Below are 14,315 nucleotides of genomic sequence, written 5' to 3' on the forward strand. Positions count from 1 at the left end.
TAAGTGATAGAATGACAACTAAATCATCTATCATGAGATCATTACGTTTTAAATCCTTAGTAGTAATTATTCTTCTTTTACTTCCCTTTGCCTCCTGTAAAAACTGGAGCAAAACGGCTAAAGGAACTACCATCGGAGCAAGTGCAGGAGCATTGGCCGGTGCTATAATTGGAGAAGCTGCTGGTAACACAACTACCGGAGCAATAATTGGAGCTGCGGTTGGTGGTGCAACAGGAGCCGCCATTGGTAACTATATGGATAAGCAGGCTGAAGAACTGGAAGAAGAACTTCAGAATGCAGAAGTAGAACGTGTTGGAGAAGGAATTAAAATAACTTTCGATTCTGGTATCCTATTTGATACCGAATCCTATGTAATAAAAGATCCTTCCAAAAGAGACCTTGAAGATTTAGCCAGAGTTCTTAGAAAATATGAAGACACCAACATCATGTTTGGAGGCCATACCGATAGCCGCGGCTCTGAAAGCTATAACCAGGATCTTTCCGAGCAAAGAGCAAGATCTGTAGCTGAATTCATGGCTTTTATAGAAGTCGACCCTGAAAGAATGACCATTGTTGGATACGGTGAAAACCAGCCTGTAGCTACAAACGACACTCCTGAAGGCCGCCAACAGAACCGACGGGTTGAAATAGCAATATGGGCCAATGAAGAGCTAAAAGAAGCAGCTGAGAATGGGAAAATAGGTGGCTGATATCAAAATACTTATCAGTTATTATTATAGTCCTGTGGTTATGAAACTGCAGGACTTTTTTATTTCTTTTGTCAAAAACTATCACGATTCTAAAAGGGCCTTTTAAAATTTTAGTTTACAGATGAAAAAAATAAAGAAAAGACTTCCCATCCCCTCTTTTTTAAGACATAAGCAGAGTTCAAAAAAGCCAGGTCAGGCTCCCGGAACTCTCCATTTTACTGGTGAAAAGCGGCTGGATAACGTTTTAATGAACCTTTATGATTATGATGTTGAACACCTGTCAGAACATGATCTTTCAGAAATTGATGACAGCAAGCCTTATCTGGATTCTCCGTCAAAAACCTGGATTAATGTATGTGGTCTTCATGATATTGAGAAACTGAAAGATATCTGGGACTATTTTAACCTACACCCTCTTATTCAGGAAGACATACTAAATACTCACCAACGGCCAAAAATTGAAGAATATTCAGACCATATGTTCTTTGTCCTGCGAATGATGAGTATCGAAGATGAGACAGGGGGGTTAAAAGTTGAACAAGTGAGTATTGTGTTATCTCCGAATTCTGTGCTTTCATTCCAGGAGGACGATTACCCCATCTATGAACCGGTATTACATCGTCTCAGAAATGCAGCTCCGCGCCTTCGCAAGCATGGCCCCGATTATCTAGCCTATGCCCTGATTGACACTATAGTAGATCATTATCTGAAGGTAATGGAAAAGATCGGAGATGAAATCGAAGAGCTCGAAAATGAAATTCTGCAAAAATCAGACGAATCTATCCCAGAGAAAATCCATGCCTTGCGTCGTAAACTCATTTACTTCAGAAGATCTGTTTGGCCTATGCGGGATAGTCTGAATTCACTGCTTAGAGAAGAATCACATCTTGTTCACGAGGAAAATAAAATCTTCTTCAGGGATGTTTATGATCACCTTGTTCAAATCATAGATGGTATTGAAAACTATCGGGATATGGTGATGGGTATGCTTGACATGTATATGTCACAAGTCAGTAATAAAATGAATGAGGTAATGAAAGTACTGACAATCATCGCTACTATATTCATTCCGCTGACATTCATTGCCGGAATCTATGGAATGAACTTTGAATATATGCCTGAACTTGGATGGAAGTGGGCTTATCCAACGGTATGGGGTCTCATGATTGCAGCAACCATAGGAATGGTCTTTTATTTTAGAAAAAAAGACTGGTTGTGATAACATAAAAAAAGGCCTCAATCACGAGACCTTTTTCTAACTAACTACGGAGGTTTTATTGGGGATTCAAATCTTCTTAAAACAGCAGTCTAACTCCAGCCAATATTTTTAACGTATTCACTTCATGATCTATGACTTCTGATCGGGCAACATTGTCGGAGTAGTCAAAATAGTTGTACAGAGTTGAACGGTCGTTCCAAAATGAATATTGCCCACTTACATCAATAACAATACTTTCAGTTACTTTAGCAGAAAAACCAGCAGAAATTACATTTCTATCTGCTTCATACACCTTACTCTTGGCAGGCAGATATCCGTAACCGGCTTTCAAGTCAACACCATCATTAATGGCAAAACTCAGACCGGCTTTAAGATTGAGAACTCTTTGGTAGGAAGACTCCATAAAGTTTTCAAGAGCTTCTTCATTATCTCTCAGTGAAACTTCCTCGTCAAAATCCAGGTCATTACCTGAAATTAAGTCTAGCTTTAAATTAGAGTAATCAATCATTTCACCTGACACTGAAAAATTAAACTTTCCAATGTTGTTCAGGGCAATACCCGCTTTCAGCTCTCCGGGTTTTTCAATTCGGTATTCATAATCCTGGCCACTGGCAAAATCTGCCTGAAAAGGGGTAGAGCCATCATCCAATTCTGTTCTTATTGAGGAGTAATAGCTTTCTCTGACTACCAATGTAGATGGTAATAAATAGCTAACCCCAACATTCACTTTTGGATTGACCTTATAAATGATCCCAGATCTTAGTGTAAAGCCAACTATCTCTGCATCAATTTCATCATGGGTTAAAATGCTGTTGATGTCAGTCCCTTCCTCCGAAACATCTGATGGGATAAAATTATAATTGTAGTCATTCTGATCATCGAGCTCTAAAAAATCTCGCCGATAGGTATAATTCCCGGAAGTTAGCCCTGCAGAGATACCCACAAAAAGGTCTTTTTGAAACTCAGTGCCAAAAAAGAATGAGTACTCTCCTATGTTTGTGGTATGTGTAATTTCAGCATCCTGAGTTATGCCGGGATAATCCTCAAAACCGATTCTGAATATCGATTCCAGGTAAGTCGAATCAACATCACCCCAATCTGTCGCGTAGGTATCAAAAGCAATGTCGTAATAGTCACTGGATGGTTCCCGAAATTCATCTGTAATCGTACTTTCTGAATTTCGCCCACCAACCCGGTATAAACCTCTTTGGTTATTTAGCTTATTGTAACCAGCACCCATCACAAAACTACCCTGTTCGGTTGGAATTTTATATATAAAACCCAGATTCCCGAGCCTGGTATTTTCATCCTCTGTAGTTATCGTATTTCCGAGATAAGTATTTTCATATTCTAAGCTATTATTGAACAGGCTAAAGCTTACATATCCATCCTTAACTAAAGCTATACTTGCGGGATTATCTGCAAAACTTCCATAACCATTTTGGGAAGCGACTGATGGAAAAAAACCTGTGGCCGCATCACCATTAAAATCCTGAGCACTAAACTGTAAGGCTAAATTTGAATATGACACCTGTGTATTTCCATCCTGCGCATTTATTTTGGATGAAATCAATAGCAAGGGTAATAAGAGAAAGAATTGAATCCTCTTCATAGATTATTTAATAATAATTTTGGGTTGATTAAAACTGGTGACTTAGTTTCCGCCCCGGCTTTTTTTCTTTGAACTACTTGATGAACCACGACTTCGGGTACCTGAAGATCGACTGGAAGATGAACTTCTTGTAACTTTTGCTCCTGAACTTTTCCTTGATGAACTGTTAGAGAAACTGCCTCTGTTCGTACTTCTGGAGCTACTGGTATTAATTCGGCTGCGTAAATTAAAATCAGAAGACGTTGTATTGAAAATGGAGCGGCTAAAAAAGTCTCGAAATGCTGATCTTGATGAAGAAGATCTATTTAACCCACTAGTACGAACTTTACGAGCGGGAATAGTGTATGACCTGCCATTGTAGTCAGAAATATCGATGGTTCTAACTGAGGTGCTGCTTAGTGCGGAATCATTATTACCTCTGGATCTTGATTTGGTCCCACTGCTTCCATTGCTCTTACTACCCCGATCTTTACCTACGGAAGACCCGCTTCCTCTGCTTCGGCCATTATTGTTACTGGAACCAGAACGACTTTTACCAACTGAAGAACCTCTTGTGCGAGTTCCGCTGCTGCGCCCCACTGATGTACCCCGGTTGGTTGATGAGCCAGAACTTCTTACACGGACGCCTGAATTGATGCCTCTTGACCTTGTAAGTCCATTTCCTCTGGTATTATTAGTTAAACCTCTTCCTGATCTTGTCCTATAATCACCCGAATTACTTAACCCAGATCCACGGGGTCCTTTACGATATATATCAGCATTACGACTATATTTTTTTGACTTGTGGTAATTATTATACACGATGATAGTACTTCCATAGTAAGAAGGGTATCCATACCAATCCCACATGCCGTAATAAGGGTGATAGCCTGGATATCTGTAAAAGCTGTGCCCGAAACCAAACCCTGCATATCCATACATTGGATAACCAAGTCTTGAATATCGTGAAGAACGAAAACCATTAAATGAATAAGGATAATCGTTATAAGCTAACCATACATTGAAATAGGAATAACTTCCATAATTAAAACGATACCATGTACGGAATTGGTTTCTATGGATAATATTAGAGCTATACCAATTATTATAAAACCAAGCACTATCCCAATAATCAGGTCTAAGGTCATCTGTTGCATCATGATATCCATCTCCATAGCCAATCCAATACATTTTCTCCGGATTGGAATAATTAACACCCGTTGCAAAATGATCTTTATACCATTGCTCGGTTTCGTAGTCGATGTAGTAAATGCCATCTTCTTCGAGTGCTAATTCTTCATCAAGGTATTCCTCTTCCTCATTTATATAATATGAAGTACCACTATTATCGATATCCGTTGATTTTCCTTCCTCAAATCCATCCCAGGAGTAGTAATCAGCGTATCGATCACCCTCTATTGGGAATTTATCAAACGTCTGAAATTGAGTGTAGCAACCTGTAAACAGGAAAGGCAAAAGGAATAGAAAAAACCGGTTTGTTGCTTTTTGAAATTTCATGATGGACACCTTTTCAAGACTTCATTTTAATTTACATATCTAATATGGAACATTTTTTTCTAAAATTTTATCACATGATAATGTTAAAGGCTAGATTTCACCGCGCAGCGATTTGGCAATCACTTCTGCCTTTGAGTTAACATGGAGTTTTTTATAAATATTCCGGATATGTGCGCGAACTGTGTCTATAGATATATCAAAACGATCTGCGATCATTTTATAGCTGAGTCCATCTACCAAACCATTCACTATATCCTGCTCCCGGTTAGTGAGCATACTGTCTTCATTTTTCTTTGGGGCTTCTTCATTAAAATGAGAAATCACCTTTCGGGCTATCTGTGGCGACATTGGAGCACCACCCTTCAATAAGTTCTCTATTGATTCCTTGATATCTGGAAGTGAAGTGTGCTTAAGTAAATAACCAGAAGCACCGGCCTTCAAAGAATCAAATATTTTATGTGAATCGTGATAAACTGTAAGCATAATAATTTCTATTTCCGGGTATTTCGACTTAATAATCTCCATCCCTTTTATCCCAGACATTCCGGGAAGCTGAATGTCCATCAGCATTACGTCCGGCTTTTGGTGCTCTTCAAGGTACTCCAGCATTTCCTCGACAGAGTCTACCGCTACCGGACACTGCATTTCCTTTTGCATATCCAGATAGCGCTGTATTAAATCCCTGATTTTCTTGTTGTCTTCCACAATTCCTACAACAGCCATGATTCTACTCTAGTCCTTAGTTAGTATTTAATTTTCCCTCAACTTTAATTGAGAACCCATCCTCCGTGTTAATAGTAATATCTGCGCCAATTCTTTTCGCTCGCATATCCATGTTACGCAAGCCATGTCCTGTTTTCTTGGTTCCTTTTCCTGAAGTTCCGTTATCGGCTATAATAAATTCAAAATAGCCGTTCCTGTTTTCCATCTCAATATTCACACGGTCTCCATTTGAATACTTGGCGATATTATTAACAGCCTCTTTAAAAATTAAATACACATTTTCTTTAACAGAAACAGGAAGTTTATTATCCATTTTGAGATTATCGAAATCATAATTCACTTCCATATTTTTCGACTCGAGTGTATGAAGTATGTAATCCTGCATACGGTCTGTTAAGTCTCCAAGGGTGTCATTTCGGGCATCTATCGACCAAACTATATCATCCAGACTAGATACAATTTTCCGGCATTGCTTTCCTATTTGTTCAAGCGACTTTTTAAACTCGGTGTCAGCATCTCCTGCTTGCAAAAAATCAGACTGAAGGGCAATCTCTGTCAAACTAGCTCCAACATCATCATGAAGGTCACTGGCAATGCGAACTCTCATTCTTTCTATATCTACCATTTTACGCGCCCGGTAGTAGTTATAAAAAAGAAATATGATTCCGACTACAATTGCGAGAACAAGTATCCAGAACCACCATTGCATCCAAAAGGGAGCCGCAATTGTAAATTTAACTTTCTCGATATCAGGACTCCATGCGCCGTTTATATTTCTGGCATGTACCTGAAACGTATATTCTCCCGGAGGCAAAGACGGATATTTTACTGAACGAGCAGAAGTTTGTTGCCAACCTGCATCAATCCCATTTAATTTATATTCGTATAAAATTTGGTTGGGAGCAGTAAAATTGATGCCCGAATACTGAAATTCAATATTGTTTTCTTCATGAGATAGCAAGAAACGTTCATCAGGCTGATACTCTCTACCGGATACATTCACCCCAACAATATGTACCTTGGGCGGCACCTGATTTCCTTTATAAGTTCTTGGATTGAACCGGCTGAGTCCTTCCACTGTACCAAACCATAAGTACCCTTCTTCATCCTCGTAAACTGCACCCAGATTTAACTCATCAGCAATAAGGCCTTGTTCTTTATTAAGAACTTTAAATGCTTGTCTTTGATCATCTTGTCCTTCACCAAAATATATATCCGCATCAAACCTGACCACTCCGTTGGTTGTGCCAATCCAATACAACCCATTCTCATTCTGGTGTATAAAGTAACAAACCCTGTCGGGAAGGCCTTCATCCTGAGTAATGCTCTGAAATTTTAATCCATCAAACCATGCAATACCACCAAAAGTAGAAGCCCATATTCTGCCATTATCATCTTTAAGAAGGTTCATTACTGCATTATTAGGCAGGCCTTCCTGTATAGCAAAACTTTGAAACTCCCCTTCTTTAAAGCGAGTAATGCCACCATAAGTGGCAATCCAAATTGAACCATCATCTCCTTCAATGGAAATCAGGACGCGGTTGCTTGCCAAACCATCTTCTGTTGTAATTTGGTTGAATGTACCATCCTGGAATCTAATAATGCCATCATCATAAGTACTGATCCAATATGTTCCATCAGATGCTTCCATAATATTCCGAACCTTTGGGTAAGGAAATTCCTGGTCACTGAAAACCTTAACACGCGTACCTTCTATATACGCCAACCCTTCACCCATTCCTATCCACATTCTGCCTCTAGAATCTGTAAAGAGCGTGTATACCTGATTATCAGGCAGCTTACTATTAACTTCGTAATCATTGAAAGTACCATTTGCAAGAGCTGTAATTCCTCCTCCATAGGTCGCTATCCAAAACCTTCCATATCCATCTTCTGAGAAAGATGTAACTAGTTTATTAGGCAAGCCCTGTTCTATATCGTAGTTGGCGAAATAATTTCCCAAAAATAAGTTTACACCTCCACCATATGAACCAAACCAAATATTCCCTTCCAGATCCAACAAAGATGAGTATATCATTTCAGTTGAGAGTCCCGACTCTACTGTATAGTTCTGAAATTGATTTCCATCGTAGTAACTAGCTCCTTCCTCAGTCCCAACCCAAACATCTCCATCATCGGTAATCGTCAATGTTTGAACGAGATTATTTACTAAGCCATCTTTGGTTTCTAAAAGTGTAAAGTTATCTCCATCATACTTTATAAGTCCCCCTCGTGTACCAATCCAAACATTATTATCTCCATCTACTTTAAGGTCACGTATGCGCTGATTTGGCAATCCTTCTTCTTCAGTAATATTAACAAAATTACCATCTCTCAAAATAGTGACACCCTCTCGGGTCGCAAACCAAAGTTCCCCATTACCTCGCTCTGCTATCGCACGGACACGATTGTCTACCAAACCATTAGAAGTAGAATACTGGGTTAGTAACTCTCCCTCTGAATATTGCCAAACACCATTTCCATCTGTTCCAAACCAAAAATCACCCAGATTGTCTTCATAAATGCTTATGACCGTCATATTTTGCAGAGAAGAGAGTACGGGAACTGAATGGATACTATCGGCCTCCCAAAAATTTACGCCAGCTTCAGAACCAATCCAAATCTTGCCCCCACTATCCTTGAACAAAGATCGAATACGACTGCTATTGAGTCCATGCTCTTCGAAATAATTTTGAAACCGAATACCGTCAAAACGGTTTAGCCCATATCCGGTTGCAAGCCATATGTAGCCCTCGTCATCCTGAGTTAAATCGTAGACTACCGATTCGCTTAGTCCTTCTTCTATAGAAAAAGTTCGGAATGGGTAGCGTTGCGCTTCCAGAAATTGGGTTAAGCCAATGCTTATATAAAATATGAGAAGTAATCTTTTCATCACTTTAAATGTAACGCAAACAAGTGGAGATTAGTAGGACAGAAATCCTCTGATATAAAAAAAGTCCCACACATTAATAATGTATGGGACTTATATCTCACGAATAAAACTACCCGAATATTATCCGAGATAGGCTCTCAAGGCAGCACTTCGGTTATGATGTCGTAGCTTACGGAGTGCTTTTTCTTTAATCTGTCGTACTCGCTCACGAGTAAGGTCAAATCTTTCTCCAATTTCTTCCAGCGTAAGTGAATGTTCCCGGCCTATTCCAAAATATAGACGAATAACTTCAGCTTCACGGGTTGTAAGTTTTGATAGTGCGCGTTCAATTTCCACTTTCAGAGATTCTCCCATCAAATCAAAATCGGGATTTGGAATCTCTTCATTTTCCAGAACGTCTAACAGGCGGTTGTCTTCGCCCTGTGCAAATGGTGCATCCATCGATAAGTGACGACCGGAAATTTTCAAAGTATCAGCTACTTCCCCAACGCTCATCTCAAGGCTTTCAGCAAGCTCATGGGCTGAGGGAACACGCTCATATTCCTGCTCTAATTTAGAGAGCTCTTTACCAATTTTGTTGAGAGCCCCAACACGGTTTAATGGAAGGCGAACAATACGTGATTGCTCAGCCAGTGCCTGTAAAATAGACTGACGAATCCACCAAACAGCATATGAAATGAACTTGAATCCACGGGTCTCATCAAAACGTTTTGCTGCTTTGATCAAACCGAGGTTTCCTTCGTTAATCAAATCACCCAGAGAAAGCCCCTGGTTCTGATATTGTTTAGCAACAGAAACCACAAATCGAAGGTTAGCTTTGGTAAGATCTTCGAGTGCTCTCTGACTTCCTTTTTGAATTTCTTTGGCTAGCCGGACTTCGTCATCCGGGGTAATAAGTTTCTCTTTTCCAATTTCGTGCAGATACCGATCTAATGACTCTGACTCACGGGTAGAGATTCCAGAACTTTTTGCCACTGTAAATACCGTTTAATGAATGTTTGCGTACGCTAATGCGCAGATGATATTATGAATAAGCTTTGTGTAATCACGCGTGAAAAGCTTAAATATTGCGTCTGCGACTTAATGAATTTTACAATTGACTAATATACGAAATTCTTGCTGAATATTAAATTTGAGCAACAGGATTATCAACCTCTAATTATTAGATAGAAACGATTTGCCCGGGAAGTCATTCTCAACCCTAAAAAACTCCGCTACACTGCAGGCAATATTGGAGAAAGCAGCTCCGGTTCCGAGGTTTTCCTTCTTTGCTCTCCCTTTTGGAAAAACAAGCAACGGCACAAATTCCCGGGAATGGTCGGTACTATCTGAACATGGATCATTTCCATGATCACCGGTAATAATGAGCAAATCTCCTTCTCTTATTTTTGAAACGATGGCAGGAATGGCGCGGTCAAATTCTTCCAGACTTCCAGCATATCCTTCGGGATCTAAACGATGGCCGAAAAGCTGATCGGTATCAATCAAATTCACAAACACAAAGCAGTTATCCATTTGAGCCGACATCAAGCTCAATAGCTGGGAAATACCCTCCGCATTGCTTTTAGTCGGACGGTATTGGGTAAATCCTTTTCCGGCAAATAAATCAGCGACTTTGCCAATCGAATAAGTTTTTATGCCAGAATCATACAATTTTTGTACCAGGTTATTCTCTGGTGGAACGGATGAGTAATCATGGCGTTTATCTGAAATTCGTTCAAAATTCCCAGGCTTTCCGGTGAATGGGCGGGCAATGACCCGCCCTACTTCGTGCTCCCCGATGCAAACTTCATTGCGCGCAAAATCACACCATTCATACAATTTCTTTACCGGCACAACATCTTCATGGCAAGCAACCTGGAATACGCTGTCGGCTGAAGTATAAACAATAGGGTGACCGGTTTTAAGGTGCTCTTCGCCATAATCCCGAATGACATCTGTCCCTGAATAGGGTTTATTGCAAAGTGCTTTCTCTACTCCAATTCCCTTGCAAAAGTCGTCGATAACAGTTTGTGGAAATCCATTCGGATAAGTTGGAAAAGGGTTTTCAAGCTGAATACCAGCTATCTCCCAATGACCTGTGGTTGAATCTTTACCGGCAGAAACTTCTCTTAGCTTTCCAAAGGCTGCAAGCGGGCTTTTATTTTCAGGAACCGAAGCCAGAGGAATGATATTTCCAATGCCCATTTTTTGAAGATTAGGTAGCTTAACCCCTGTTTTTTCTGACACATGACCCAGTGTATTCATCTCAGCATCACCGTATTGACCGGCATCTTCCTGCGCCCCCACTCCGAGTCCATCTACAACAATGATATAGGCATTTCCCATTATGCTTCCACCAACTCTGCTTCCTTGTCATTCATGACTTTTGACAATGCTTTCTTCGCTTTTTCCATAACCTGATAAGCGTTTGCTGATTGTTCGGTAAGCTTGGTATATCCAACCTTGAACTGAGGGCGCATGGTCCCTCCAATAGAAAGATTCATGCCTGCTTCCAGCTTTGATTTCATCTTTTCCATCCAGAAAGAAACGGCTTCCTCATCATCACTTTGAATCAAAATCGCGTATACATAATCAGAGTTGTAACCTACAAATCCAGGAATTCCATATCGGGATGGATTTAAAACGGATACAAAATCGGTTTGAATTTTTTGCAGATCTTCCAGCCTGAATTTTGTTCGGAGTGCGGATACATCATCCGGAGCCACCAGCCCCAACCAAGTATTTTCTGATGTGCCTTTTTTCAGTTTTTCCAACTCATTATTAAGAGCAATCTCCCATAACTCAGGAGTAAAAGCACCAAAATTCTGGGTTAAAATTTCCTGAACCATCCCTGACTTCTTGACTGAAGACTGCACGCTCAAAGCAGCAACCCGAACTAAATTTGAGAGTTTATGCTTTGTCGATTCCTTAAACGTAAGTGGATCGTTATCATAACAAACCACAACACCTTGTCTGCGGTCATGGATCATTACAGGGATGGCGTAAGTAGCTCCTTCGGTTCTTTTTTCAGACGAAGTAATACGTCTTGGGTTATTATTGAAATGCATCGTGAAAATAGGCTCCCCTTTTTCAAGTGCTTCGTAGGCTACGCTTTTTTCTTCCAGCTGAAGTCCCAGTTTTGGGGGATTCTTGGAGTTTTGAGTTCTTAGAATCACATTCCATGATTCCATACCGGGAGCCAAAAGCACAGCCCCTCCATTAGAGAGGTTTTTCTGCATCTCTTCCATCATTTTTGCAAAAATTTCTACACGGTGACCTCTATAATCCAGCTTATTCAGAGATTCCTCGTAATCTTCCCACTCCTGTTGATGTTCATGCAAGTCGACTACTTCGAGGTAAGTATCAAGCACATTCACCAAGGCATTATTATATGCCATAATGCGGTCCTGAATAGCTTCCTGATCCAGTTCTTGCTCACTTTCAAGCACGGTAAGCGCAACTGTTTCTCCTTTATTTATAAAAGGAACAATCAAAATGTGTTTAGCCTGCACAAAATCGAAATAATGAATCAGTTTGGCTTTCTCGATATCCTCTCCCACCACTAACTGAATAATCTCGTCGGTATCCTTAAACTTATTCAGGAAATGGTTTTCAAATGCTACCCGATCCTGAAACATTACATTGGGAAGCCCGGTACTGTTGGTTTCCCACACAAATTGTTTACGAGCCCGGTTCACCCAGCACAAATAAGAGAGTTGTACTTTTGTTGAAGTTCGAAGTAAATGCACTAAATCCTGAAGGATCTGCTTGTATTCCCGTAAGGCTTTTTCTTGTCGGTCTAAAGACATTCTTGATATTTTAAAAGTGTATTAAGCTATTGGAGTGTATGAAATTTCGGGGAATTTAATTAGCGAGCTCTTTTGCCATTTCCTCAGCTTCTTCTACCATGCGTTCAAACGAAGCAAGGCCTTTATTCCAAAAATCAGGTTGAGTTATGTCCAATCCCATTTTAGCCACCAAATCATGTGGCCATTCTGAACCTCCTGCACTCAACAATTTCAGATATCGGTCCGGGAAACCCTCCGGACGCTGTGTGTATTCTTCATATAAAGCCAATACCAGCAATTCCCCGAAAGCATAAGCATATACATAGCCCGGGGTATGCAGGAAATGCGGAATATAGCTCCACCAAATGCTATACTCATCAGTAAGGGTAACAGCATCTCCATAAAGTGCCTTCTGCTGCTCCATCCATAATTCAGAAAAGCGTTCTTTGGTTAACTCACCTTCTTCTCGTCGAGCCGTATGCATGGCATGTTCAAAACGGTTCATCGAAATCTGACGAAATACCGTAGCAATGGTATCATCAATTTTTCCAATCAGCAGAGCCAGCTTTTCTTTTGGATCATCCAGTTCTTTCATCAGTTTTTGGAACACCAGCATTTCGCCAAAAACGGAGGCGGTCTCTGCCGTGGTTAGCGGTGTTGAAGATTGCAAAACTCCCTGCTGGCGTGATAAGTACTGATGTACACCATGTCCCAGTTCATGAGCCAGTGTCTGAACGTCCCGGATTTTCCCATCAAAATTCATGAATACATAAGGGTGAGCCGAAGGAACTGTACTTGCCGAATACGCACCACCTCGTTTGCCCGGCTTAATAGCCGCATCAATCCAGCTCTTCTCAAAAAACTCTTCTGTAATCTCTCCCATCTGTGGGTGAAACTTACTGTAAGAGTCCAATACCATTTCTTTGGCTGAATTCCAGCTGATCTTAGCTTCATTTTCCAGGATCGGAGCATATCGGTCATAATCTTTCATCTCATCAAGACCAAGCAGCTCACGCTTTAGCTTATAGTAGCGTTGCACCAGCTCATATTTCGAAGTCACTGACTCGACAAGAGCCTCAACCGTCTCTTTGTCCGTTTGATTGGACAGGTTCCTGGAGTCAATCCAACTATCGTACCTTCGAAGTTTATCGTTGGTTGATTTATCAGCTAATACGGTATTAAAAACAAAAGTGAGCTGACGGCTCAGATCATTGAATTTATCTGTCAATGATTTATGAGCACGAATTCTTAAATCCCGGTCGCTTTCATGCAGCTTACTCAGTACTTCCTGTTCGCTAAGTTCCTCCCCATCCAGTTCGAATTTGGCAGAACCCAGTGTTTCATCAAAAAAACGAACCCAGGCACTTCGCCCGGTAACGGATTTGGCTGACATAATCTTTTCCTGACCTTCTTCCAGCACATGCTCTTTATATCGGCGAGAACTCTCCAGGTAGTGTTTGTATTTACTAAGCTCTTCGCTCTCAATCAATTTTTGGGCTTCTTCATCAGGAACCTGTAGCCATTCTACATCCAGAAAAACCAGCTTTTGGCTTACCTCAGATGAAAGTTCATTCGATTCAGCTACCAGCTTTCCGTAAGCTGTGTTGGTGGTATCTGTTGACCACTGCAGATACGCAAAAGATCCAATTTTACCGGATAGGTCCAGAATTTTCTCATATTCATCCAGCATTTTCTTGAAATCAGAGGCATTTAGTTCAGCTATCTTACCCCGATATTTTTTACCAAAAGCTCCAGCATGTTCAACCACCTGCTTTTTGTCTTTGGCAAGTTGTGGGTCTTCGTTTGATGAATAAAGGTCAGAAAGATCCCAGTTTATATTTTCCGCCCCTGTTTTTTTCTTCGATGAATTCTCGCTCATTCCTTAATCTTT

Annotated in this window: 10 protein-coding genes; 2 read left to right on the forward strand and 8 right to left on the reverse strand. The window is 40.5% G+C overall.

Translation table 11 applies throughout. The features are described 5' to 3' along the window. The first annotated feature begins 32 nt into the window (after positions 1 to 32). Complete coding sequence (locus RIB15_RS01525) at positions 33 to 710, forward strand: YiaD family glycine zipper/OmpA-like lipoprotein (protein ID WP_350200378.1); 678 nt, start codon at positions 33 to 35, stop codon at positions 708 to 710. 121 nt (positions 711 to 831) lie between these two features. After that, on the forward strand, positions 832 to 1,929 hold the full coding sequence (gene corA / locus RIB15_RS01530; protein WP_350200379.1) for a magnesium/cobalt transporter CorA: 1,098 nt from the start codon (positions 832 to 834) through the stop codon (positions 1,927 to 1,929). 76 nt (positions 1,930 to 2,005) lie between these two features. Here corA and RIB15_RS01535 read toward each other — a convergent pair whose 3' ends face one another. The 8 genes from RIB15_RS01535 to RIB15_RS01570 all read right to left on the reverse strand — a co-directional run bounded on the left by RIB15_RS01535 (position 2,006) and on the right by RIB15_RS01570 (position 14,303). Continuing rightward, on the reverse strand, positions 2,006 to 3,541 hold the full coding sequence (locus tag RIB15_RS01535) for a hypothetical protein (protein ID WP_350200380.1): 1,536 nt from the start codon (positions 3,539 to 3,541) through the stop codon (positions 2,006 to 2,008). A gap of 42 nt (positions 3,542 to 3,583) precedes the next feature. Continuing rightward, the gene (locus RIB15_RS01540) at positions 3,584 to 5,038 is read right to left on the reverse strand and encodes a hypothetical protein (RefSeq protein ID WP_350200381.1); all 1,455 of its coding nucleotides are present in this window, start codon (positions 5,036 to 5,038) and stop codon (positions 3,584 to 3,586) included. A gap of 90 nt (positions 5,039 to 5,128) precedes the next feature. After that, positions 5,129 to 5,761, reverse strand: coding sequence for a response regulator (locus RIB15_RS01545; RefSeq protein WP_350200382.1), 633 nt, complete (start codon positions 5,759 to 5,761; stop codon positions 5,129 to 5,131). A gap of 16 nt (positions 5,762 to 5,777) precedes the next feature. Further along, positions 5,778 to 8,654: a sensor histidine kinase gene (locus RIB15_RS01550; protein WP_350200383.1), complete on the reverse strand. Its 2,877-nt coding sequence runs from the start codon at positions 8,652 to 8,654 to the stop codon at positions 5,778 to 5,780. Positions 8,655 to 8,774: 120 nt separating this feature from the next. After that, positions 8,775 to 9,629, reverse strand: a complete 855-nt coding sequence (locus RIB15_RS01555) for a sigma-70 family RNA polymerase sigma factor (RefSeq protein WP_020402403.1) — start codon at positions 9,627 to 9,629, stop codon at positions 8,775 to 8,777. Between the two features lie 180 nt (positions 9,630 to 9,809). Then, positions 9,810 to 10,985, reverse strand: a complete 1,176-nt coding sequence (locus tag RIB15_RS01560) for a phosphopentomutase (RefSeq protein WP_502881331.1) — start codon at positions 10,983 to 10,985, stop codon at positions 9,810 to 9,812. Continuing rightward, a complete protein-coding gene (locus RIB15_RS01565) occupies positions 10,982 to 12,445 on the reverse strand; it encodes a GAF domain-containing protein (protein ID WP_350200385.1) in 1,464 nt (487 codons plus the stop codon). Before RIB15_RS01565 ends, RIB15_RS01560 begins: the two co-directional genes overlap by 4 nt. A 55-nt stretch (positions 12,446 to 12,500) precedes the next feature. After that, a complete protein-coding gene (locus RIB15_RS01570) occupies positions 12,501 to 14,303 on the reverse strand; it encodes a M3 family oligoendopeptidase (protein WP_350200386.1) in 1,803 nt (600 codons plus the stop codon). Positions 14,304 to 14,315: the final 12 nt, after the last annotated feature.

The sequence above is a fragment of the Gracilimonas sp. genome (assembly GCF_040218225.1).
In the GTDB taxonomy this organism is placed as follows: Bacteria; Bacteroidota; Rhodothermia; order Balneolales; family Balneolaceae; genus Gracilimonas.

Coding starts and splice junctions, on each gene's coding strand:
- RIB15_RS01565 (WP_350200385.1), bottom strand. CDS start 12,445: ATGTCTTTAGACCGACAAGAAAAAGCCTTACGGGAATACAAGCAGATC.
- RIB15_RS01540 (WP_350200381.1), bottom strand. CDS start 5,038: ATGAAATTTCAAAAAGCAACAAACCGGTTTTTTCTATTCCTTTTGCCT.
- RIB15_RS01535 (WP_350200380.1), bottom strand. CDS start 3,541: ATGAAGAGGATTCAATTCTTTCTCTTATTACCCTTGCTATTGATTTCA.
- RIB15_RS01545 (WP_350200382.1), bottom strand. CDS start 5,761: ATGGCTGTTGTAGGAATTGTGGAAGACAACAAGAAAATCAGGGATTTA.
- corA (WP_350200379.1), top strand. CDS start 832: ATGAAAAAAATAAAGAAAAGACTTCCCATCCCCTCTTTTTTAAGACAT.
- RIB15_RS01570 (WP_350200386.1), bottom strand. CDS start 14,303: ATGAGCGAGAATTCATCGAAGAAAAAAACAGGGGCGGAAAATATAAAC.
- RIB15_RS01550 (WP_350200383.1), bottom strand. CDS start 8,654: ATGAAAAGATTACTTCTCATATTTTATATAAGCATTGGCTTAACCCAA.
- RIB15_RS01525 (WP_350200378.1), top strand. CDS start 33: ATGAGATCATTACGTTTTAAATCCTTAGTAGTAATTATTCTTCTTTTA.